The following is a 23,308-nucleotide window of genomic DNA, read 5'->3' on the forward strand; positions in this document are numbered from 1 at the left end:
GGTGAGGGGGCGATGTGGCCCCCTCTCGCGGGGGTGGGGTCAGGCGTAGGCGGCGACCGTGCGGGTGCCGACGGCCTGGCGGGCGCGGGCGGCGGCGCCGACCGTCGCCAGGAGGCTCGCGACGGCCCAGAGCCCGAGGGCGACGACCGCTCCCAGGAGGGAGGCGGGGGACTCGCCGACGACGGACCCGAGCGCGTGCGCCGTCGGGGCGAGCGGCAGCCAGCCCACCGTGGCGCCGACCCACCCGGGGACAGTCGCGGCGAGACCGGCGACGAGGAACGCGAAGCCCGCGACCAGGGCCACGATGCGACCCGGGGTGCCGAACCACGCGGCGACCGCCTGGTGGAACGCGGCCAGCGCGACCGCGGCGACCGCGGCCACAGCCGCCAGCCCCAGGGTGCGCCCGGCGCCCTGGTCGGTGATCCCGCCCGCGAGGGCGCCGACCGCGGCACCGGCGACCAGCGACACCGTGGCCGGCAGGGCCAGGGCTCCGGCGGCCAGGCCGAGCGCCGACCGGGTGGAGCCCGCGACGCGCACCGGCAGCGGCCGGAGCACGAGGAAGAGCACGAGCGCCCCCACCCACAGCGACACGGCGACGAGCGTCGAGACCAGGCCCAGGGGCGCGGACACCGCCGACGTCGGCGCGGCGACCGGTGCGGTCACGACCCGCGCGAGGTTCGCGCGCTCGTCCTCGGGCGTGGTCGGCAGCTGCTCGACGGCCTGCCCGAGGCCGGTCCCGAGCTCCGCGGACCCGGCGGCGAGCTGTGCGGCCCCGTCGTCCGTCTGCCGCACGCCGTCGGCGAGCTGCGCGGCGCCGCCGGCGAGCTGGCCGACACCACCGTCGAACCGGGCGACCCCGGCCGCGAGCTGCGACGACCCGCCGGCGAGCTGGGTCGCGCCCCCCGCGAGCGTCGACGCCCCGTCCGCGAGCCCGGACGTGCCGTCGGCCAGCTGCGTGAGGCCGTCGGCCAGCGCACCGGCGCCGCCGGCGAGCTGCCGGGCCCCGCTGTCGAGCTGCGCGGCACCGCCGGCGAGCTGCTGCAGGCCGACCACGAGGCCGGGGTTCTGCGGGGTGCCGGTGCCGTTCACGGCGAGGCCGACGCCCTGCGCGAGCTGGGCGGTCCCGGCCGCGAGCTCGTCCAGGCCCGCCGCCTGCTCCTGCAGCGTCGCGATCTGCGACTGCAGCACGCCCTGCTGGACGAACAGCGGGAGGCAGTCCGCGGTCGGGGCGCTCGCGTCGCACCCCGCGGCCCCGAGCCCCTGCTCGACCTGCGCGAGACCGCCCTGCGCCAGGGGCAGGAGCTCGTCGAGCTCCGCGCGGGACGCCGCGACCCCGTCGGCCAGCTGCTGCGCGCCGGCCGCGAGCGCCGGCAGACCGGCCGCCGGGTCCGCGATGCCCGCCGACGTCTGCGCCAGCCCGGCCGCGAGCTGCGACGTACCGGTCGTGAGGTCGGTCGCGCCCTGGGCGAGCTGCCGCGCCCCGGCGGCGGACTGGCCGGCGCCGGCGGCGAGCTGCTGCGCGCCGCCCGCCAGGGTCCGGGCGCCGCCGGCGAGCTGGCCGGTCCCCGTCGCGAGGTCGTACGAGCCGCTGCGCAGCGCCGTGGCGCCGTCGGCCAGCTCCGCCGCGCCGCCCGCGAGCCCGTCGGCGCCCGTGGCGAGCTGCGACGTGCCCGCGGCGAGCTGCCCGACGCCGTCGGCCAGCTGCGTCGCGCCGTCGGCCGCCTCCCCGAGCTGGTCGCTCAGGGTCGAGAAGCCGACGAGGACGTTCTCGATGTACGTGCTGGTGAGCTGGCTGCCGAGGACGCGGGTGGCGGTCGCGGTCACCGTGGACGCGACGGCCTGGTCGACGGCCGTGGCGCCGGGGGGCGAGGTGATCTCGACGGTGGCCTGCTCGGCGGTGCCGTCGCCGGCGGCGAACGACGTCGCGGCGGCCGAGAAGTTCTCCGGGATGGTGACGACGGCGGCGTACGTGCCGTCGGCCAGGCCGGCGGTCGCGTCGGACGCGTCGGTGACGACCCACTCGTAGTTCGCGTCGACCTGCGAGCCCTCGACGAGCGCACCGGCGAGCTGCCGGCCCAGGGGCGTGTACTGCCCCTCCAGCGTCACGGGCTCGTCGTGGTTGACGACGGCGGCCTGCACGCGCGCCAGCGCGTCGGACGGCGCCCACGACGCGGCGAGCAGCACGACGACCAGGGCGAGGGGCGCGGCCAGCGCGACGACGACGGCGGGCCACCGCCGCACGGGCGGGCGGCTCGGGGAGGTGCGGGACATCGGGGTTCCTTCCTGCGCGCTCACGCGACGGCGCCGGTGCGGGGCGCGAGCGTGGTCACGGCGGTGCCGGCGGGCAGCAGGTCGTCGGCGGCGGTCGTGCCGACGACGCCGAGCAGGAGCGTGGTGCCCCGCTCGGCGGCCCGGGCGAGGGTGGTGGCGACGTGCGCGCGCTCGTGCGGGTCGGTGACGAGGTCGGTGCGGTCGACCGCGAGGACCGTGGGCCGCTCGGCGACGGCGGCGTCGAGCGCGCCGACGCCCTCGGTGCGCAGGTCGACGTACCCGACGCGGCGGCGGACGGCCGCGGCCCGGACGGGCAGCAGGTAGCCGTCGACCTTGAGGTCGCCCCCGGCGGGCGCGAGCCGCCCGGCGACGGTGAGCAGCAGCCCGGCGACGAGTCCCGGGTCGTCGGCGTGGACGACGAGCGCGTCCCCGCGTCGCACCGCGAGCGAGACGACGTCGCTGCCGTCCCCGGCCGCGAGGCGCAGGTCGCGGGCGGCGACCACGACCTGGGCGTCCCCCGGCCACGACGCCAGGCCGAGCTCGCGGTGCAGGGCCTCGCCCTCGACGTCGAACGACGGCAGTACGCGGTCCAGGCGCCGCGGGATCCACCAGGCGCGGTCGCCGAGGATCTGCAGGACGGCCGGCACGAGCGTCATGCGGACGACGAACGCGTCGACCGCGACGCCGACGGCCAGGCCGAGCGCGATGGGTTTGATGTTGATGTCGCCCTCGGGGACGAACGCGAAGAAGACGGCGACCATGATGACGGCCGCGGCCGTGACGACCTTGGCCGAGCCGACGAACCCGGTGGCGATGGACTGCCGCGCCCGGCCGGAGTGCACGTAGTCCTCGCGGATGCGGGACACGAGGAAGACCTCGTAGTCCATGGCCAGGCCGAAGAGCACGCCCATGAGGACGATGGGCATGAACGAGATGATCGGGCCGAGCCGCGAGACGTGGAGCAGGTCGGCGCCCACGCCGTGCTCGAAGACGGCCGTCACGACGCCGAACGCCGCGGCCACGGACAGCAGGTAGCCGAGGGTCGCCTTGAGGGGGACGGCGATCGAGCGGAACACCATCGTCAGCAGCACGAGCGACAGGCCGACCACGAACACCGCGAACGGCAGCAGCGCGGCTCCGAGCTTGGCGGACACGTCGATGCCGACGGCCGTGAAGCCGGTGACGGCCAGGTCGAACCCGTACTCCTCGAGCAGCTGCGGGCGCAGGTCGCGGATGGCCCGCACGAGCTCGGCGGTCGCGGGGTCGGTCGGGCCGGTCGTGGGGACGACCTGCACGATGCCGGTGTCGATGGACGCGTTGGGGGTGGCGAGCGGGACGTCCTCGACGCCGGGCAGCCGGCGCAGCTCGTCGGCGACGTCGGCCATGAGCTGCAGGGGGTCGTCGCTGGTGACGATGCTGCCGGTGATGACGAGCGGGCCGTTGGCGCCGGGGCCGAAGTGCTCGCTGATCCGGTCGTACGTGATGCGCTGCGACGTCCCGGCGGGCTGCACGCCGGCGTCGGGCAGTGCCAGGCGCAGGTCGAGCGCGGGCAGCGCCAGCGCGACGAGCCCGCCGACGGTCAGCACGACGGTGACCCACGGCCGGGCGGTCGCGAGCCGGACCCACCCGGCGAAGAACCGGTTGTGGTGCGCGGGCAGGTCCCACGTGTCGCCCTGCTCGTCGGCCGGTGCCGTGGCGCGCGCGTCGGCGGCGGGCGGGGCGGTGGCGGGCGCGGCGGCGGGCGGGGCGGCGGCCGCCGCACGGCGGGCACGACGCGACGGGCGCGGCGCGAGCCGCGCACCGGCCACGCCGAGCATGGCGGGCACGAGCGAGATGGACACGAGCACCGCGACGCCGACCGCCGCGGCGCCGGCGACGCCCATGGTGGTGAGGAAGGGGATGCCGGCGACGCCGAGGCCGACCAGGGCGATCATCACCGTGAGCCCGGCGAAGATGACGGCCGAGCCGGCGGTCGCGTTGGCGCGGGCCGCGGCCTCGTCGGGGGGCAGGCCGGTCGCGAGCAGCTCCCGGTGGCGGGACACGATGAACAGGGCGTAGTCGATCCCGACGGCCAGGCCGAGCATGAGGGACAGCAGCGGCGTGGTGCTGGTGACGGAGGTGAACGCCGCGGCGACGAGGATGAGCAGCGTCGACAGGCCGACCCCGAGCAGGGCGTTGAGCAGCGGCATGCCCGCGGCGGCGAACGAGCCGAGCGTGACGACGAGCACGATGAAGGCGACGACGACGCCGAGCACCTCGGCGATCGTCAGCCCGGGGAACTCCTGGGAGTAGAGCTGGCCGCCGATGGTGGCCTCGTACCCGTCGGGCAGGGCCGCGTCGAGGTCGGCGGCGATGTCCCGCAGCCCGTCCTTGACGTCGTCGCCGATGGCCACGCCCTCGCCCTCGATCGACAGGGTCATCAGCGCGGCCTGGCCGTCGTCGCTGACGGCCGACGCGCCGGGGGTCTCGGTGTCGAACGGCGAGAGGGCCGAGGTGACGACGTCGACGTCGCTGAACTCGGCGACCGCCGCGTCGACGGCGGCTACGACCGCGGGGTCGTCGACCCGGGCGCCGTCCTCGCCCACGACGAGGACCTGGGCGGTGGTGCCCGCGGCCTCGGGGAACGTGGCGGTGAGACGGTCGAGCGCGGCCTGCGACTCGGTGCCGGGGATGGTCACGGAGTTGTCGAGGGTGCCGCCCAGCAGCCCGGCGCCAGCTCCGACGAGGACCAGCAGCGCCAGCCAGGCGCCGATCACGGCGCGCCGGCGCGCGTACGCGGTCCGGCCGAGGCGGTAGAGCGCAGAGGACACAGGTGCTCCAGGATCGGGGGGGCGGAGGAGGACGACGGCGTCCGGGCCGCGCGCTGCGCGACATCGATACAGGACTGTATGCGATACGGGACTGTATCGGAAGCGCTAGGCTGCTGCCCGACGTCGAGGGAGGGTGGAGCATGAGCGAGCGCGGTCCGGCCGTCGACGGCGACGCCACCGTCTCGCGTCGCCGCCGCCACACGCGCGAGCGGCTGCTCGACGCGGCGTTCGACCTGTTCGCCGACGAGGGCGTCGACGCGACGTCCATCGAGGCCGTCTGCGAGCACGCCGGCTTCACCCGCGGCGCGTTCTACTCCAACTTCGACAGCAAGTACGCGCTGCTGCTCGCCCTGGCCGCGCGGGAGCACGAGCGTCGGCTGCACGAGCTGCGCGGTGCGCTGGCGGTCGCCCAGCAGGAGTGCGTGCAGTGCGGCACGCTCGACATCGACGCGCTCGCCCGGTTCCTCGACGTCCTGCTCGGGCGCCTCTCGGACGACCGGCGGTGGCGGGTGATCAACGCCGAGCTGACGCTGCTCGCGATGCGGCAGCCCGAGATCGCGCGGCACCACCACGACCTCGACCGGCAGATGACCGACGAGGTCGCCGACGAGATGGAGCGCCTGCTGCCGATGCTGCGCCGCCGCCTCGTGCTGCCGGCCCGCCAGGTGCTGCGGGTGCTGGCGGCCGGCTACCTGGCCGACCTCAGCACCGCCGACCTCTCCGGCGACCCGCAGCCCGCCGCCCGCGCGCGCGAGCAGGCCGCGACCTGGTTGCCGACCCTCGTCGACCGGCTCTCCGAGCCGACCTGAGCCCCGGCCCGAGAGTCGGTCCGAGAGCCGTTCCGGAGCCGGTCCGACGACCGCCCCGCGACCTCAGGCCAGGGAGGCCGAGCCGCTGAGCCCGGTCCAGGACTCCGGGGCGAGGCGGACCGTCGTCGTGCCCGGCGCGGTCGTGACGACCGGTGCCGCGTCCAGGGTCGTGACGTGCTCCACCGCGACCTTCGCCGCGTGCTCCGGGCCGTGGACCGCCGGCTCGTGGTCGGCCGTGACCTGCACCCCGCCGCCGAGCGTGAGCGCGACGCCGGGGTGACGCAGCTCGACGTCGACCGGCGCGTCGGTGCGGTTGACGAGGAACACGCCGAGCTCGCCGGACTCGCGCTCGCCGGCCCACGTCACCGCGGCCGTCACGCCCGGGACGTCGCCGTGCTCGGCGGTCGACAGGGTGGGGCCCGACACGCGGACGTCGAGCACGTCGCCCCGGGCGAGGCGCGCGGTGGTCGCGAACGGGTGGTAGGTCGGCTGGGTCCAGGCGGCGCCGCCCGGCTCGGTCATGATCGGGGCGATGACGTTGACCAGCTGCGCGAGGCACGCGAGCGGCACGCGGTCCGCGTGGTTGAGCAGGGTGACCATGAGGTCGCCGAGCACGACGGCGTCCAGCGCGGAGTAGACGTCCTCGATGATGCGGGCGGGCGCGTGCTGCAGCGGCAGGTTGGTCTCGCCGGGGAACCGCGACTTGAGGTACCAGATGTTCCACTCGTCGAACGAGATGGTGACGGTCTTGTCGGACCGCTTGCGCGCCCCGACCGCGTCGACGGACGCGACGACGCGCCGGATGAAGCGGTCCATGCCCGTGGCCGAGCCGAGGAACGAGGCGCGGTCGCCGTCGAGCTCCTCGTAGTAGGCGTGCATCGAGATGTGGTCGACCAGGTCGTAGGTGTACGACAGGACGGTCTGCTCCCACTCGCCGAACGTCTCCATCTGCATGCCCGACGACCCGCAGACCACGAGCTCGATGGAGGGGTCGACGAGCTTCATCGCCTTGCCGGCCTCGGCGGCGAGCCGGCCGTACTCGTGCGCGTCCTTGTGGCCGATCTGCCACGGGCCGTCCATCTCGTTGCCCAGGCACCACAGCCGCACGCCGTAGGGCTCCACGCGGCCGTGGGCGATGCGCAGGTCGGCCCAGCGGGAGCCGGCCACGCCGTTGCAGTACTCGACGAGCGCCGCGGCCGCGGCGACGCCCCGGGTGCCGAGGTTCACGGCCATCATCGGCTCGATGCCCTCGCGCTCGGCCCACTGCAGGAACTCGTCGGTGCCGATGACGTTGGGCTCGACGGTCCGCCAGGCGAGGTCGATGAACGGCTTGCGCTGCTCGACGGGCCCGACGCCGTCCTCCCACACGTAGTTGGAGACGAAGTTGCCGCCGGGGTAGCGGACCATCGTCACGCCGAGCTGGCGGGTCAGGTCGGCGACGTCGCGGCGGAACCCGTGCTCGTCGGCGCTCGCGTGGTCGGGCTCGTAGATGCCCGTGTAGACCGCGCGCCCGAGGTGCTCGACGAACGAGCCGAAGAGCCGGCGGTCGATCGTCCCGGTGCGGAAGTCGGGGTGCAGCAGGACGGTGGCGTGCGCGTTCATCAGGGGCTCCGGGGGTGCACAACGTTGTAGACCGCATGAGCATAGCGCCCCCCGGCCTCCCCCCGGTCGCGTCGGCGGGCGAGGAGGACGCGGGTGATCCTGGCCCTCCGGTTGGGCCCGACGCGCCCGGTGGCGGCATGCTGGACGCATGACCAATCTTCCCGGGGGTGTGTCCGTCAGCCGGCTGCGCGTGTACGACTGGCCCGCGCCCGACGGGGTCGGGCGTGCCGGGAGCGGCACCCCGCACGTGCACGTCGCGTCGAGCGAGGCGTACGTCGTGCTGGCCGGCACGGGCGCGCTGCACACCCTGGGCCCCGACGGCTACGCCGAGCACCCGCTGCGCCCCGGCGTCGTCGTGACCGTCGAGCCGGGCGTCATCCACCGGACCGTCAACGACGGCGACCTCGAGGTGCTCGTCGTCATGGCCAACGCCGGGCTGCCCGAGGCCGGCGACGCGGTCATGACGTTCCCGCCGGCGGCGCTCACCGACACCGCCACGTACCGCGACGCCGCGACGCTGCCCGGCGCCGGCGCGCACGCCGACGTGACCGACGAGCAGGTCGCCCAGGCCGCCCGGGCACGGCGGGACCTCGCGCTGCAGGGCTACGCCCAGCTGCGCGACGCCGCCGACCGCGTCGGCCCGCGGGCGGCCCTGCACCCGTTCTTCGAGGCCGCCGTGCGGCTGGTGCGGCCCTCGGTGCCGCGGTGGCAGGACCTGTGGGGGCGCACGGCGTTCGCCGAGAACGACGCGACCGCCGCCGTGCTGGAGGGGCTCATGCGCGGTGCGGCGCCCCACCTGCAGACGGGCCGTGCCGAGCGGCGCGAGTCCGACCCGGTGCCGCGCCGCTACGGGCTGTGCGGCCGGCTCGAGACGTGGACCCTGGGCTGACCGACCCCTCGCCGACGCCCGACCCCTCGACCCGTCAGCGGCCCGCGGCCGCCGACAGCACGCGGTGGCGGTCGGCCGTGACGGCGCCGAGCAGCTCGCGCTCCGTCTCGGCGTGCCGGTGCAGGTCCGTGCGGCCCACGGCGGCGAGGTGCCGGCGGAAGGCCAGGGTCGTCGCGTCACGCTGGAACCGGCGCATCGCCTCGCCGGCCTCGGGGCCTCCCGCCCGCGTCGCCCAGCCGACGGCGGTGCTCCGGCGCGGCAGCGACGCGAGCATCTCGACCTCGTGCGGGGCGAACCAGCCGGCCACCGCGTACTCCGTCAGGCGGTGCCGGATGACGGCGGCCTCCTGACGGCGCAGCCAGAAGGCGAGGCCCACGACCCCGGCGAACAGCGGGACCTGCACCACGGCGAACACCCCGAGGTACGCCTCGCCGGCGAACAGCCCGGTCGCGTTCCACGCCGCGTGCCCCACCATCGCGCCCAGCAGGCCGAGCGGGAACAGCCACCACGCGGCGTGGGGGCTCCGCGAGCGCGCCGCCAGCCCCAGTGCCGCGCCCGTGCAGGCGGTGAAGAGCAGGTGCGCGAACGGCGTGGCCAGGCCCCGCAGCACGAAGGTCTCGGCCAGGGCCGGTCCCGCCTGGCCGAAGTAGAGGATGTTCTCGGTGAAGGCGAACCCCGCCGCGACGACGCCCCCGTAGACGATCCCGTCCACGACACCGTCGAAGTACCGTCGCCGTGCCAGGAACAGCGCGAGCACACCCGCGCCCTTCGCGATCTCCTCGATCACGGGCGCGGACACCAGCGTCGCCGCGACCAGCCCGGCGTCGAGGTCGCCCGTGGCCTGCGCGACCGTGTACAGCGTCAGGTCGTTGACGACGAGCGAGACCAGCACCGCGACGCCCGCGCCCCACAGCAGCCCGAACAGCAGGGCGCCGCGCGGCTCCGGCTCCCAGCGGTCGAGCCAGCGCACCCCAGCCAGCACGACGGTCAGGGGCACGACCGCCAGCACGGCGCCGACGACGCCCGCGCCCACGCCCACCTGGACGAGCATCAGCGCGACGGCGCCCAGCGCCGTCGCCCCCAGCAGCGCCACGGCGAGGATCGCCAGGACGTCCCGGGCCGGCGCCGCACGACGGGCCGGGACCCACTGCGCGGGGACGGCGCCCGGCGGCGTGGCGGGCGGGGCGGGCTCGTGGCTGCTCACGCCGCCACCCTAGGGGGGTGGTGGGACGGCTGTCCCCGACATCGGTGCGCCGCCGACCGTAGGGTGGCCCGGGCCCCGTCGGCGGGGCCGGACGAGGCGAGGGGACGCATGGACGAGCACGAGGTCCGCCGCAGGATGCGGGCGCAGGAGCTGTACGACGACGAGGGGCCGGGGCTGGAGGCGCTCGTCGCGGAGCGGCAGCGCGCCAAGGAGCTGACCTGGCGCTTCAACATGACCAACCCGACCGACGTCCCCGCGCGCCAGGCGCTGCTGCGCGAGCTGTTCGGTGCCATGGGGGAGCGGGTGTGGGTGGAGGCCCCGCTGCAGGTGTCCTACGGGTACAACGTGACGTTCGGGGACGACGTGTTCGTCAACGTGGGCTTCACCCTCGTCGACGACATCGAGGTGCGCATCGGCTCGCGCGTGATGATCGCGCCGAACGTGACGATCACGGTGACCGGTCACCCCGTGCACCCCGAGCTGCGCTCCGGCATGTCGCAGTTCTCGGCACCGGTGACGATCGAGGACGACGTGTGGCTCGGGGCGCACGTCGTCGTCCTGCCCGGCGTGACCGTCGGTGCGGGCTCGATCGTCGGTGCGGGCAGCGTCGTGACGAAGGACGTGCCGCCGGGCGTCGTCGTCGGCGGGGTGCCCGCGCGGGTGCTGCGCGCCATCACCGACGCGGACCGGGAGTTCGCGTACCGCCCGCCGGGCCTGCTCGGCTGAGAGCAGCGCCCGCCGGACGGCTCGCGACGCGCGGCGCTCCGGTGACCGGGGGACGGTCACCGGAGCGCCGTGGGCGGACGCGCGGGGTCGGGAGCGGCGGGCGTCAGCCCTGCAGCCGCGCCCGGCGCCGCAGCGCCACCGCCCCGGCCCCTGCGACCAGCAGCAGGAGCACGATCCCGAGGAGCGCACCCGCGTGCGCCCCGGTGGCGGCCAGCGGCCCGGCCCCGGCGACGCGCGGCGCGCCGTCGGTCGCCCCGGCCACCGGCGCACCGGCTCCGCCCGGCACGGCGCCGGCACCCGGGGTGGCACCCGGCGCGGCGGCCGCCGTCACCGTGAGCGTCGCCGCCTCGGACCACGCCGCACCGAAGGTGTTGGCGACCCGCGCACGGAACCGGGCGCCGTCGTCGGCCGTGCCGGCGGTGAGCGTCAGGGTCGCGTCCGTGGCGCCCGCGACGTCGGTCCACGCCCCGTCGACCCACCGCTGCCACTGCACCGACGGCGCGGGGGAGCCCGTCGCCCCGACCGTGAGGACCGCCGGCGTGCCCTCGGCGGCCGACACGTCGGACGGGTCCGTGACGACCCACGCGACCGTCCCCGCCGCGGACCGGTCGCCCGCCTGCTGGTCGGCGACGAAGGACGCCACCCACGACAGCGCGGAGTTCCAGTTCACCGTGATCTCGTTGGTCGACCACGACTGGATGTGGTCGACGTAGCAGAGCTGCGGCGCGCACATGCGGTCCGGGCCGTACAGGCCGCTGATGACGGGGTCCCACGTGCCCACGTCGGAGTTGGGGCCTCCGGCGACGGACCCGGCCGGCGGGTTCGGGAGCGACTCGGTCAGGGAGTGCGCGAACCACCGGCTGTGCTGGTTCTCCGCGTACACGTCGCCGTAGCCGGTGACGTACGAGAGGTTGAGCGCGTTGCGGCCCAGCAGGTAGTCCATCGACTCGACGACCGCGTCCGCGAACCGCTGGTCGCTCGTGAGGTCGAACGCGGTGCCGAGGACGACCTGGTTGTTGAGGACCGCCGAGTTCGACCCCCACTCGTACACGCCGTCGTCGTTGCCCGCGTAGGCGGTGCCGAACGGCTGCGCGGCCTGCCGGGCCAGGTACACCTCGGCACCGTCCACGACGGACTGCCGGATCGCGGTGCGGCCGGGGATCTGCGACTCGACCACGGCCAGGCCCATGCGGCCCAGCGCGGCGACCTCGCCCCAGTACATGCCCCCCGCGGAGAAGATGTCCGCGGTGTGGTGCTCGCTGGCCAGCACCGCGTCGGCGAACTCCTGCTCACCGGTGGTGAGGAACAGCTCGGCGGCGGCCCAGTAGAACTCGTCGCTGACGTCGGTGTCGTCGTACGGGCCGCCTCCGGGGCTGGGGTCGGAGTTCGGGGGCGGTGCGATGAGGTCCGGCGTGGCCACGGCCGCCGCGTAGGCCGTCCGGGCCGCGGCGAGCAGCTCGGCGGCGAAGTCGGCGTCGTACGGCTCCCAGAGGCGGGCGCCCTGCGCGGCGACGGCGGCGAGGTTGAGCGTCGCCGCGGTCGACGGGCGGTGCAGACGGCGCTCCTGCGGGCTGTCCGCCGGCAGCAGGGGCAGACCCGTCCAGTCGACGTCGTGGACCTTGTGGTGGACCATCCCGGCCAGCGGCTCACCGGCGGGGACCTGCATGCGCAGCATCCACTCCAGCTCCCAGCGGGCCTCGTCCAGCGGGTCCGGGACGCCGTTGTCCTGCTCGTCGAGCGGGATGTCCAGGCTGCCGTCGCCGAGTGCGGCGGCGTCACCGGTGGGGGCGTACAGCGTGCGCTCGTAGGTGCTCATCACCTGCGCCACGGCGATCCCACCGTTGACGACGTACTTGCCGTGGTCGCCCGCGTCGTACCAGCCGCCGACGACGTCGAGCGTGTAGTCGCACGTCCAGTCGCCGTAGAGGTTCTGCGCCTCGGCCGGGGTGATGCAGGGGACCGCGTGGTCGCCCTGGTTGGGGGTCGCGTCGCCGGGGTGGCCGACGTGGCCCGCGGCCCGGCTGTAGGCCTCGTCGCCCATGATCGCGCCGTCGATCGCGATGCCGCTGCGCGCCGGGTAGAAGTAGTTCAGCGCGTCGTACCGCAGCTGCTGGTAGAGGTCGGCGCCGATGTCGAAGGGGTGGCTCGTCGCGCTGTCCGCGCGCAGCGTGTACGTGCCGGGGGTGGTGACCTCGTCGAACTCGATCTCGTGCACGTTCACGCCGGCGGTGGGGTCCACGCCGCGGGGCGTGGTCGTGCCGGTCGCGGCCACGGTGGAGCCGGAGACGAGCTCCCAGGCGAGGGGCTCGGTGGCGGCGGTGACCAGGGTCGCCCGCTTGGGGCCCTCGGGCAGGTAGCCGACCTGGTTGACGCGCACCGGCGAGCCCGTGTCGGGCTCGTACGGCGGCGGGGCCTCGGTGGTCTCCACGAGCGAGATCGCGGAGATGCAGAAGGTGTACGGCGCCGTGCGGCGACCGAGCTCGAGGTGGATCCGGCCGTACGCGCTCGCCGGGTCGGAGCTGAAGGTCGCATCGGCGCGGAACGGGTACGTGAACGTCTGCGGCGTCGTCGTCAGCGCCGCGTCGGCGTCGAGCACGCGGTGCCACGGGTCGCCGTACTGCCCCACGAGGACGTTGATCCGCGCCGCGTCGCTGGCGTACGCGGTGAGCTCCAGGACGTAGTTGCGGCCCTCGACGACGTCGACGTACTTGCCCTCGAGGCCGGCGTCGTAGGGGTTGGCGTACCCGCCGCGCAGGTCGATGCAGGCGCTCGACCCGTCCTCACCCGCGCGGGCCGTGCCGCCCCCGGCGGCGTCGTAGAGGTCGAAGGGCCCGAGGTCGCCGCCGGCGAACGAGTGGACGATGCGCGTGCCCGACGTCATCGAGAAGTTGTCGACGCAGAAGGTGTACGGGGCGGCCTGCCCGCCGAGCTGGAACGAGACCTGGCCGGTGCCGGTGGTCCAGCCCTCGGCCGCCGGGGAGTCCGGCATCCCGGGGCGCGTCGGCCAGTCCGCCGGGGTGAACGTCAGCTCGACCCGCTGCGGCGTCGACGTGCCGTCGAGCACGACCTGGTGGCCGAACGCGGCGGGGTACCCCAGCCCGCCCTGCAGCGGGACGGTGACCGGTGCGCTCGCGTGCGCGTCGAACGAGACGGTGTACGTCGTGTCGCGGTCGAAGGTCACGTCGTCGTGCTGGAGGGCGACGTCCCAGGGGTTGGTGCCGCCCTCGACGACCGCGCAGAGCTCACCGGTGGCGGCCGACGAGGTCACCGTGCCGGAGTTCGCGTAGGAGAACCACCCCTGGGTGTCGCCGTCGGCGAAGTCGTGGGTCGTGCTCAGCGGGGCGCCGGCGGCGCTCGACGCGACGGCCTGCACGGCGATGACGGCGCAGGCCGTCGTGCCGGCCAGCCACCGGGTGTGCCGCGGGGGGCGGGGGGCGGGTGAGGGGACCACTGTGTCTCCGGGGGTGACGGGCGCGGGGGCGCGGTGCGTGACAGGCGGGCTGGTAGCGCTTCCACGGCGGCGGGGCGGGCTCGTGGCCCTGGACTCCTTCGTCATCGGCCCGGTCGTCCGCCGCGTCGTCGCGGCGGGTCGCTCTGGAACTGGACGCGCTTCCAGTCACTGCGTCGATGGTCCGTGGCGCACGTCGTGGTGTCAAGGTGGGTCGCCTGGTCATCGCCCCGACGGGTGAGCGCCCCGGCGTCCGCCCGGCCCGGGAGCGCTGCACGCCCCGCACGGCCCGGTGGTAGCCTCGCGCCCACCAGAGCGCCGGCAGGGGGCATCCATGACAGGGCGGACGGGGCGGGCCCCGACCCTCGACGAGGTGGCGGAGCGCGCCGGCGTCTCGCGGTCCGCGGCGTCCCGCGCGATCAACAACACCATCCACGTCAGCCCTGCGACGCGCCGCGCCGTCGAGCGCGCCGTGCGCGAGCTGGGGTACGTGCCCAACGTGACGGCGCAGGCGCTCGCCCGCCAGAAGGTCGGGGCGGTCGTGCTGGCCGCCTCCCACGACAACGCCGAGCTGTTCGGCGACCCGTTCTTCGGTCAGGTGATCGTCGGCATCACGCAGGCGCTCGAGGACACCGAGCTCGACCTCAAGCTCCTCCTGTGCCACCCCGAGCGCGGCCACGACCGCGTGCGGCGCATGCTGCACCGGCCCCGGGCCGACGGCGTGATGGTCGTCGCGCTGCGCGGCGACGACCCGCTGCAGCGCATGGTCGAGGACTCCGGGCTGCCCGCGGTCTACGGGGGGCGGCCGCTGCACGGCCAGCCCGACCGGTACGTCGACGTCGACAACCGGGGCGGTGGTCGGGCGGCGGTCGAGCACCTCGTCGGCCTCGGGCGCCGCCGCGTCGCCACGATCGCCGGACCCGTCGACTCCCACGCGGCCGTCGCCCGCCTCGACGGGGTCACCGACGCGCTGTCCGTCGCGCGCCTGGACCCCACGCTCGTCGAGCACGCCGACTTCACGTGGGACGGCGGCGCCCGGGCGATGGAGCGGCTCCTGCTCCGCGACCCGACGCTCGACGCGGTCGCGGCAGCCTCCGACAACATGGCCGCCGGCGCGCTGCAGACCCTGCACCTGCACGGGCGCCGGGTCCCGCAGGACGTCGCGGTCGTGGGCTTCGACGACCTGCCGATCGCGCAGCTGACCCAGCCCGCGCTGACGACCGTCCAGCAGCCGATCCGCGCCCTCGGGTACGAGATGGCGCGGATCCTCCTCGCCGTCGTCGACGGCGAGGCCCCCAGCTCGCTGCTCCTGCCGACGCGCCTCGTGGTGCGCGAGTCGGCCCCCGCGGCGGACCCGCCGCCCCGGTGAACCCGGTCGCGCCCGCCTAGCGCCCCGCGGTCGGTGCGCCGGGCACGGCCCGGTCCTCGTCGACCGGTCCGTCTCCGTCACTGTCGCCGTCTGCGTCGCTGTCGGCGTCCCCGTCGCGCCGCACGGCCGGGCGGTCGTCGAGCTCGGCGTTGACGACGCCCCCGGTGAGGATGACGATCGCCGACAGCCACAGCCAGAGCACCGCCGCCAGGACCACCCCGAGCACCTGCGCCGCCACCTGCACGGCCTCCTGACCGTCGACCTGCGGCCCGGACGGCCCCGCGACCCGCAGGTACGCGGTGAAGCCGGCCGCGACCAGCAGCAGACCGACCGCCCCGACCACGGCCCCGGGCACGGCCCGGCGCCACGTCGTGCCGCGCGGCTGGTGCGGCCCGTAGCGGTACAGCAGCGTGAGGTACGCGATCGCCACGGCCATCGCGACCGGCCAGCGTGCGAGCGCCCACGTCGTGCCGAACGCGTCCCCCAGGCCCAGCCGGTCGGCGATCTGCTCGCCGCCGCCGAGCAGCGGGCCGACGACCACGAGCACGAGCACGGTGACGAGCGTGACGAGCGCACCGAGCGCCAGCGCCAGGCCCAGCACGCCCTGCGCGAGCAGCCCTCGTCGCTCGGGCACGGTGTACGCGTCGTCCAGCGCGCGGATCGCGGCCCGGAACATCCGGCTCGCCAGGAAGAGCGCCAGCAGCAGGGAGCCGACCGCGAAGCCCGTCCGCTCCTCGCGCAGCAGGCTGCGCACCAGCGGGACCAGCGCCTCCTGCGCGACGTCGTCGGCCAGCACCGCCGAGACGGCGTCCACGACGCCGTCCTCCACCTCGGCGACCCGGCCGGCGTCGGTGAACCGCTCGAGGTAGCCCAGGCTCGCCCCCAGGGCCGAGGTCAGCGGCAGCACCGAGATCAGCGCGTAGTACGTCATCTCGGCGGCGAGCCCCGTGACGCGCACGTCGATGACGCGGCGCACGCACCGCAGCACGAACGGGAGCGGCTCGCGCCCGCCCACCGTCAGCGGGTGCCGCCGCGCCCAGCCGTCCGCGCGGTCGAGGAGCGTGGTCCCGTCACGCTCCGGCAGCCGGGCGCGCACCCGGGGCACCGCGCGCGCGGTGGCGAGCACCGCGCCCGCCCCGGCGGCGGCGACCGCCACGAGCACGAGCCACGACGGTGCGCGCGCAGGGCTCGCGGCGGCGACCACGACCCACGCGACCAGCCCGCCGGCGAGCCCCACGAGCGTGGTGGTCGCCACCGCGGGCCGTGCGCTCGGGGCGTCGAGCCGCCGGCACACGGCCGCGCCGAGCACCGCCAGGGCGGCCACGGCGACGAGCAGCACGGAGTCTCCAGGGAGTCGGGGGCGTGCGGGCATCGTAGGTGCGTCCGCGCGGCGGCACCCGTCCACACGGCCGGCTCACGGCGGCGTCAGGCGTCCGCGTACGACTCCACGACCGCCAGGTCGAGCGCGAACTCCACCGGCGCCGACCCGAACAGCAGCCGCCCGGCCTCGTCCGCGGCGTCCCGCACGGCCTGCGCGACGGCCTGCGCGTCGTCGGCGGGGGAGTGCACCACGACCTCGTCGTGCAGGAAGAAGACCAGGTGCGCGCGGCCGTCGCCGATGTCGCGCAGCCGTCGGCGCAGCGACGCGAGCCAGCACAGCGCCCACTCGGCGGCCGTCCCCTGGACGACGAAGTTGCGCGTGAACCGGCCGCGGTCCCGTGCCCCGCGCCGGGCGTCGCGCACGTCCTGCGCGTCGGCGCCCTCCGCGCCCGCCGCACCGATCCGGTCGAGGAACGCGGCGCTCGCGGGCGGCGACGTGCGGCCCAGCCACGTCGAGACCGGCTCGCCGCGCTCCCCGGCGCGCGCCGCGGCCTCCACCAGCGCGACCGCCTGCGGGTACGCGCGGGCCAGGCGCGGCATCAGCATGCCCGCGGTGCCCGTGGTCGCCCCGTAGATCGCCCCCAGGAGCGCGTACTTCGCGTCCCGGCGCGTGGGCACCGTTCCGGCGTCCGCGATCCGCTGGTACAGGTCGGACCCGCGTGCGGCCTCGGCCATGGCGCGGTCGCCCGACATCGCGGCGAGGACGCGCGGCTCGAGCTGCGCGGCGTCCGCCACGACGAGCCGCCACCCCGGGTCGGCCCGGGCGGCACCCCGCAGCGACGCGGGCAGCTGGAGCGCCCCGCCGCCGTCGGTCGCCCAGCGCCCGGTGACCACCCCGCCGACGACGTAGGTGGGGCGGAACCGCCGGTCGCGCACCCAGGCGTCGAGCCACGCCCAGCCGTTCGCGCTGAGCAGGCGCGAGAGCCGCTTGTACTCCAGCAGCGGCTCGACGACGGGGTGGTCGAGCTCGCGGACCTCCCACTTGCTCGTGGACGCCAGCGAGAACCCCTGGCGGCGCAGCGCGGCCAGCAGGTGGGGCTGGGAGTCGGGGTTGAGGCGCGGGTCGGAGAGCAGGTCGCGGATCGTGGCGGCCAGCTCCTCGAGACGACGCGGACGCCCGCCCCCGACGGGCCGGGGCCCGAGGAGCTCGGTGAGCAGCTCGTCGTGCCGGACGGGGTCCCAGGGCAGCCCGTCGTGCTGCATCTCCGCGGCGACGAGCGCACCGCCGGACTCCGCGGCGAGCAGCAGGCGCAACCGTCCCGGCTGCGTCGACCCGGCGACCGCGTCGAGCTGGTCGCGCAGCTCGGTGAGCAGGGCGTCGGGTTCGGTGCCGCCGGGCGCCGCGGGACCGGGGTCGGGGGCGTCGCCCGTGTCGGCCAGCGCGTCGAGCAGGTCGGGCTCGTGGGCCGGGGTCGCGTCGGGCGGTGGCGCGTCGAACGGCCCGGCGGGGGCGCATTGCAGCCGGGACCCGGCCGCCGCGGCGGCGTGCCGCAGGACGGCGTGGCACAGCCGCAGGTCGTGGCAGCGGTCGACGCGCACGTCCGCGGCGAGCAGCGCCGGGTACCAGCGGCGGGTGTCGTCCCACACCCAGCGGGGGTGCTCGTCGGCCTCGACCTGCGCCACGACCTGCGCGAGCGTCGCCTCGTCGACGACGCGGCTGCCCTGCGGGACCGCTGCGGCGTCGAGCGACGTCAGCGTGACCGTGCGCGCGCGGGCGTCACGGGTCAGCAGGACGGAGGCGGCCACGGCTCATCCTCGCGCGGCCCACCGACACCGCCGTCACCTGTCGCGGCTGGACAGCACGCAGAACTCGTTGCCGTCCGGGTCGGCCAGCACGTCCCAGGAGACGTCCGGGCCCTGTCCGACGTCGACGCGCGAGGCGCCGAGGTCGATCAGCCGCGCGATCTCGGCGTCGCGGTCGTCCGAGGTGTGCGGCGCGAGGTCGAGGTGCAGGCGGTTCTTGGTGGTCTTGTCGTGCTCGACCGCGACGAAGCACAGGCCGGGCGGGACCCGCTCGAACGGGGTCGAGGTCACCAGGTCCGCGGCCCACGACGGCACCACCACGGCCTCGTCCTCCGCGAGGTCCAGGTAGTCCCACCCGAGCGCGGCGGCCCACCAGCGGGCCAGGGCATGGGGGTCGCGGGACTCGATGACGGTCGTGTACCAGCGCAGCGGCATCGTCGGCTCCTGTGTCAGGTGGTCCCGCCACGCTACGACCGACCACCGACACGCGCGGCGTCAGCGCGCGAGGGCCGTCCGCACGGCGTCGCCGGGTACCGCGAGCAGCGCCGTCCCGTCCGCGCCGTCGAGCGTCACGACGAGGTCCGCGGTGTCGGGGTCGACGACGACTTCGACCGCGTCGTCGCCCCGGACCACGCCCGGGGTCCGCAGGGCGGCCGCGACGATCTCGCAGGGCCACGTCCAGCGCGTCACCCCCGACAGCTGCAGGAAGTGCACGACCAGGTGCGCCCCCTCCCGGTGCACCGTCGTCGCGACGGTCGCGGACGTGTGCACCAGCACGCAGTCCGCCGACGTCAGCACCGGTGTGGCACCCGTCTCGCCCATGTCGTCCTCCGCTGCTCGTCCCCCGACGCCCGGGTCCCCGCGACCCGGCCGACCGCGGGCCAGGCCGGGTCGGTCCGGACGCTATCGGCGCCTACCGACACAGGGGGGTGCCACCCGGGGTGAGATACCAGGGCGATCGGGTGACGTGCGACGACGCGTACCACGGGCGGCCCAGCGCGGCCCGGTGCGGCGCTGCGCGGGCGACGGTTACCGCGCCCGGCGCCACCTGCGTTAGCGTCGTGCGGCTGGTCGCACCGAACCGAACGTCTAGAGGACCCCTTCGTGGACACGCTCCCCTACCAGGACCCGTCGCTGCCCGTACCGGAGCGTGTGGCGGACCTGCTGAGCCGCATGACGCTGCCCGAGAAGGTGGGGCAGATGCTGCAGCTCGACGCCCAGCCGGGCGTCGAGGACCTGGTCCTCGAGCGGCACGTGGGGTCGATCCTGCACGCCTCGCCGCAGCGCGTGCTCGAGGCGTTCGACGCGGTCGAGCGCACGCGCCTGCGCATCCCGCTGCTGGTCGCCGACGACGCCATCCACGGCTACTCGTTCTGGCGCGGCGCGACGATCTTCCCCACGCAGCTCGCCGTGGCCGCGTCGTGGGACCCGGACGCGGCCGAGGCGATGGCGCGCGTCACCGCCGTGGAGGTGGCGGCCACCGGCCTGCACTGGACGTTCTCCCCGGTCGTCTGCATCACCCGCGACCTGCGCTGGGGGCGCGTCACCGAGACGTTCGGGGAGGACCCGTTCCTCATCGGCGAGCTCGCCGCGGCGATGGTGCGCGGCTACCAGGGCGACGGCCTGGACGACCCGACGGCGGTCCTCGCGTGCGCCAAGCACTTCGCCGGGTACTCCGAGACGCAGGGCGGGCGCGACGCGTCCGAGGCCGACATCTCCCGGCGCAAGCTGCGCTCGTGGTTCCTGCCCCCCTTCGAGCGCGTCGCACGCGAGGGTGCCCGCACGTTCATGATCGGCTACCAGTCGATGGACGGGGTGCCGATCGTCGTCAACCGCTGGCTGCTGCAGGACGTGCTGCGCGGCGAGTGGGGCTGGACCGGCACGCTCGTCACCGACTGGGACAACGTCGGCCGCATGATCTGGGAGCAGAAGATCGCCCCCGACCACGAGCACGCCGCCGCGCGGGCGATCGACGCCGGCAACGACATGGTCATGACGACGCCCGGGTTCTTCGAGGGCGCGCAGCAGGCCGTCGCCCACGGCCTCGTCGACGAGTCCCAGCTCGACGCGGCCGTGGCCCGCATCCTCACGATCAAGTTCGAGCTCGGGCTCTTCGAGGACCCGCGCCGCCCCGACCCGGTCCGCCAGGCCGAGGTCATCGGCTCCGACGACCACCAGGACGTCAACCTGCAGGTCACCCGCCGCTCGCTGGTGCTGCTGCAGAACTCGGGCGTCCTGCCGCTGGGCGGCGGCCTGGTGTCCGGGATCGACGGGCAGGCCACCGCCGCCGACGGGTCCACGCCGCCGCCGCTGCGCATCGCGCTGGTCGGCCCCAACGCCGACGACGTCGACGCCCAGCTCGGGGACTGGGCCGGCCGCTCCGGCCAGGTCGACTGGATGCGCGAGGAGGGGCACCCGCGCGAGATGACCGAGACGGTCCTCGACGGGCTGCTCGGCCTGCTGCCGGACGGCTGGGAGCTCACCCACGCGCGCGGTGCCGCCATCGGCACGCTCGGGCCCGACCCGGAGGGCGCGTTCCACCCCGACGGCCAGCCGCGGATGCCGATCATGCACCCCGCCGAGCCCGACGCCGCGCTCGTCGCCGAGGCCGTCGCGGCCGCCGAGGCGGCCGACCACGTCGTCGCCGTCGTGGGGGACACCATCGGCCTCATGGGCGAGACGCGCTCGACCGCGACGCTCGAGCTCGTCGGCGGGCAGGTCGCGCTGCTCGACGCGCTCGCCGCGACGGGCACCCCGATGACGGTGGTCCTCATCGCCTCCAAGCCGCTCGTGCTGCCGGACTCGGCGCTGTCCGCCGACGCGATCGTGTGGGCCGCCAACCCGGGGATGCGCGGCGGGCGCGCGATCGCCGAGCTGCTGCTCGGCACCATCGACCCGGCCGGCCGGCTGCCGCTGACGTTCGCGCGGCACGTGGGGCAGCAGCCCGTCTACTACAACGGGCTGCGCGGGCAGCACGGCAACCGGTACGCGGACCTCACCCAGGACCCGGCGTTCGCGTTCGGTGAGGGGCTGTCCTACTCGACGGTCGAGTACACCGGCCTCACGGTGGCGACCCCCGTGCTCGGCCGCGACGACGTCGTGCGGGCCCAGGTCACCGTGACCAACACCGGCACGCGCCCCTCGCACGAGGTCGTGCAGGTCTACGTCAGCGACCTCGTCACGTCCCTGACGTGGGCCGACAAGGAGCTCAAGGCGTACCGGCACGTCGACGTGCCGCCGGGGGAGACCGTCGTCGTCGACCTCGAGCTGCCCGTGGCCGAGTGCACCATCGTCGACGCGGAGGGGCGGCGCGTCGTCGAGCCGGGCGAGTTCGAGCTGCTCGTGGGCCGGTCGTCGCGCGACCGCGACCTGCTGCGCGCGGGGTTCACGGTCGCCGGCTGACGGCCCCCGCCCGTCCCGTGCCCGGGGCCCCCGTGCTCTCGCGCACGACGAGGTCGGGCTGGAACAGGACATGCCGGGGCCCGTCGACGCGGCCGTCGGCCGCCTCGCGCAGCAGCAGGTCGGCGGCCGTCCAGCCGAGGGTGTGCGTCGGCTGGCGGACCGACGTGAGCGGCACCGTGAGCATGCTCGCCATCTGGATGTCGTCGTACCCGAGGACCGCCATCCCGGCGGGCACCGGGACGCCCGCGCGACGCAGCGCCTGCAGGGCCCCGGCGGCGGTGAGGTCGTTGACGCAGAAGGTGGCGGTCGGGCGCCGGTCCGGCGCGGTGGCGAGCAGCCGGCGCATCCCGAGGTCGCCGGCGTCGACGTCGAGGGACGGCACGGCCACCTCGACGAGCGACCCGGCCGGGTCCAGGCCGGCGGCGGTGAGGGTGGCGACGGCTCCGGCACGCCGGTCGCGGCACGCGCGGATGCTGTCCGGGCCGTTGACGAAGCCGATCCGCCGGTGGCCCAGCGCCAGCAGGTGCTCGATCGCCAGGCCGGCGCCGCGGACGTCGTCGACCCCCACGCTGGAGATGTCGGTGGCGGTGCGCGGGGTGTCGAGCAGGACGACCGGCACGCCGCGGTCCCGGGCGGCGCGGACCGCGTCGAGCCCCTCGCCCGACGGGCTGACGAGCAGGCCGTGCACGCCGTGCTCCTCGTGCAGGCGCAGGTAGCGGGACTCGCGCGCCGGGTCCTCGTCGGAGGACGACAGCAGGAGCGTGTACCCGTCGGGTGAGATGCGGTCCTCGATCCCCCGGGCGATCTCGGTGAAGAACGGGTTGCCGATGTCGAGCAGGATCGCGCCGACGGTGCGGATGCTGCCGGACCGCAGGTGCCGTGCCGAGGCGTTGGGGACGAAGCCGATCGCGTCGATGACGGCCTGGACCCGTCGCCGGGTGGCGGGTGCGACCTGCCCCGGGCGGTTGAGCACGTTCGACACGGTCCCCACGGAGACGCCGGCGTCCCGGGCGACGTCGGTGATCGACGGGCGCCGCGCGCGCCCGGACCCGTGCGTCATCGACGACCACCGCCCCTCGTGCGTCGCGCGCGTGCGTCGTCCGGCGGACGGGCGTCGATGCTAGCGGGGGGTGGCGTGCCGTGGGGACCCGTCGGCGCGGATCCGGCGGCACAGTCACCGTGTGCCCGGGTGACGTGGTGGATCGTTAAACGTTTTGCCGTGACGCAAGCCCTTCGATGTCACGGACACGCGTGCGATTGTGAACGTGCACACGGCTGTTTCGGACATATCGCTCCCCGGTCGCGCGTGGTGGCCGACGGCGTCCGCCCCGCGGGGTCGGCATCGCAGGCAGGCGCACGGACGACCGCTCGGCGATCGGGTGCGCCGTCCGACCGTCGGTCGGGACGTCGACGACAGCCGTCCGTTCACCCGCCCCGGGCGGGTTCCGCAGAGAGGGTGACGCATGCAGAACACATCGCGACGGGCCCGTCGGGTGCTCGTCGCCGCGACCTCGGTCGCCGCCATCACGCTGACGGGGGTGCTCACCGTGCTGCCGGCGCAGGCGGCGGGCAGCACGTTGCAGGCGGCTGCTGCCGAGACCAACCGGTACTTCGGTACCGCGATGGCGGCGCACTACCTGAACAACTCGTCCACC

The 23,308-nt window shown here is 75.6% G+C and carries 15 protein-coding genes and 1 pseudogene; 6 read left to right on the forward strand and 10 right to left on the reverse strand.

Features of this window, described 5'->3' with window-relative positions:
- Window positions 1-39 precede the first annotated feature (39 nt).
- Both Cph01nite_RS18115 and Cph01nite_RS18120 read right to left on the reverse strand, forming a co-directional pair.
- Window positions 40-2,271 (reverse strand): YhgE/Pip domain-containing protein, encoded by a 2,232-nt coding sequence (locus Cph01nite_RS18115; RefSeq protein WP_203676303.1) that lies wholly within the window; start codon window positions 2,269-2,271, stop codon window positions 40-42.
- A gap of 20 nt (window positions 2,272-2,291) precedes the next feature.
- Complete coding sequence (locus Cph01nite_RS18120; RefSeq protein WP_203676304.1) at window positions 2,292-5,081, reverse strand: MMPL family transporter; 2,790 nt, start codon at window positions 5,079-5,081, stop codon at window positions 2,292-2,294.
- A 140-nt stretch (window positions 5,082-5,221) separates the two neighbouring features.
- Here Cph01nite_RS18120 and Cph01nite_RS18125 point away from each other — a divergent pair, with 140 nt between their 5' ends.
- Window positions 5,222-5,890, forward strand: coding sequence for a TetR/AcrR family transcriptional regulator (locus Cph01nite_RS18125; protein WP_203676305.1), 669 nt, complete (start codon window positions 5,222-5,224; stop codon window positions 5,888-5,890).
- 63 nt (window positions 5,891-5,953) lie between these two features.
- On the opposite strand, the gene arfA is transcribed toward Cph01nite_RS18125, so the two are convergent.
- On the reverse strand, window positions 5,954-7,492 hold the full coding sequence (gene arfA / locus Cph01nite_RS18130) for an arabinosylfuranosidase ArfA (RefSeq protein WP_203676306.1): 1,539 nt from the start codon (window positions 7,490-7,492) through the stop codon (window positions 5,954-5,956).
- A 148-nt stretch (window positions 7,493-7,640) separates the two neighbouring features.
- Here arfA and Cph01nite_RS18135 point away from each other — a divergent pair, with 148 nt between their 5' ends.
- Window positions 7,641-8,381: a cupin domain-containing protein gene (locus Cph01nite_RS18135; protein WP_203676307.1), complete on the forward strand. Its 741-nt coding sequence runs from the start codon at window positions 7,641-7,643 to the stop codon at window positions 8,379-8,381.
- 34 nt (window positions 8,382-8,415) lie between these two features.
- Here the strand turns inward: Cph01nite_RS18135 and Cph01nite_RS18140 are convergent, their stop codons facing one another.
- Window positions 8,416-9,585 (reverse strand): PrsW family intramembrane metalloprotease, encoded by a 1,170-nt coding sequence (locus Cph01nite_RS18140; RefSeq protein ID WP_203676308.1) that lies wholly within the window; start codon window positions 9,583-9,585, stop codon window positions 8,416-8,418.
- 108 nt (window positions 9,586-9,693) lie between these two features.
- Here Cph01nite_RS18140 and Cph01nite_RS18145 point away from each other — a divergent pair, with 108 nt between their 5' ends.
- Entirely contained in the window at window positions 9,694-10,311 is a 618-nt protein-coding gene (locus tag Cph01nite_RS18145) for a sugar O-acetyltransferase (protein WP_203676310.1), read from the forward strand.
- Between the two features lie 103 nt (window positions 10,312-10,414).
- Here the strand turns inward: Cph01nite_RS18145 and Cph01nite_RS18150 are convergent, their stop codons facing one another.
- A complete protein-coding gene (locus Cph01nite_RS18150) occupies window positions 10,415-13,762 on the reverse strand; it encodes a glycoside hydrolase family 9 protein (protein WP_203676311.1) in 3,348 nt (1,115 codons plus the stop codon).
- Window positions 13,763-14,093: 331 nt separating this feature from the next.
- On the opposite strand from Cph01nite_RS18150, the gene Cph01nite_RS18155 reads away from it, so the two are divergent.
- Window positions 14,094-15,128: a LacI family DNA-binding transcriptional regulator gene (locus tag Cph01nite_RS18155; RefSeq protein ID WP_203676312.1), complete on the forward strand. Its 1,035-nt coding sequence runs from the start codon at window positions 14,094-14,096 to the stop codon at window positions 15,126-15,128.
- Between the two features lie 16 nt (window positions 15,129-15,144).
- On the opposite strand, the gene Cph01nite_RS18160 is transcribed toward Cph01nite_RS18155, so the two are convergent.
- The 4 genes from Cph01nite_RS18160 to Cph01nite_RS18175 are packed head-to-tail and all read right to left on the reverse strand — an operon-like array spanning window position 15,145 to window position 19,073.
- Window positions 15,145-16,500: a YihY/virulence factor BrkB family protein gene (locus Cph01nite_RS18160; RefSeq protein ID WP_203676313.1), complete on the reverse strand. Its 1,356-nt coding sequence runs from the start codon at window positions 16,498-16,500 to the stop codon at window positions 15,145-15,147.
- Window positions 16,501-16,553: 53 nt separating this feature from the next.
- Window positions 16,554-18,254: a bifunctional 3'-5' exonuclease/DNA polymerase gene (locus Cph01nite_RS18165; protein ID WP_203676314.1), complete on the reverse strand. Its 1,701-nt coding sequence runs from the start codon at window positions 18,252-18,254 to the stop codon at window positions 16,554-16,556.
- Between the two features lie 33 nt (window positions 18,255-18,287).
- On the reverse strand, window positions 18,288-18,686 hold the full coding sequence (locus Cph01nite_RS18170) for a VOC family protein (RefSeq protein ID WP_203676315.1): 399 nt from the start codon (window positions 18,684-18,686) through the stop codon (window positions 18,288-18,290).
- 60 nt (window positions 18,687-18,746) lie between these two features.
- Window positions 18,747-19,073, reverse strand: coding sequence for a hypothetical protein (locus Cph01nite_RS18175; protein WP_203676316.1), 327 nt, complete (start codon window positions 19,071-19,073; stop codon window positions 18,747-18,749).
- A gap of 282 nt (window positions 19,074-19,355) precedes the next feature.
- On the opposite strand from Cph01nite_RS18175, the gene Cph01nite_RS18180 reads away from it, so the two are divergent.
- Window positions 19,356-21,653 carry an exo-beta-d-1,3/1,6-glucosidase gene (locus tag Cph01nite_RS18180; RefSeq protein ID WP_203676324.1) on the forward strand — a complete coding sequence of 766 codons (2,298 nt, stop codon included), beginning with the start codon at window positions 19,356-19,358 and terminating at the stop codon, window positions 21,651-21,653.
- Here the strand turns inward: Cph01nite_RS18180 and Cph01nite_RS18185 are convergent.
- Entirely contained in the window at window positions 21,637-22,713 is a 1,077-nt protein-coding gene (locus tag Cph01nite_RS18185; protein WP_203676326.1) for a LacI family DNA-binding transcriptional regulator, read from the reverse strand. The genes Cph01nite_RS18180 and Cph01nite_RS18185 overlap by 17 nt on opposite strands.
- 403 nt (window positions 22,714-23,116) lie before the next feature.
- Between Cph01nite_RS18185 and Cph01nite_RS18190 the strand changes: the two are divergent.
- A pseudogene (locus tag Cph01nite_RS18190) lies at window positions 23,117-23,308 on the forward strand (endo-1,4-beta-xylanase); the annotation flags it as partial.

It is taken from the genome of Cellulomonas phragmiteti (assembly GCF_016862775.1).
Taxonomy (GTDB): Bacteria; Actinomycetota; Actinomycetes; order Actinomycetales; family Cellulomonadaceae; genus Cellulomonas; species Cellulomonas phragmiteti.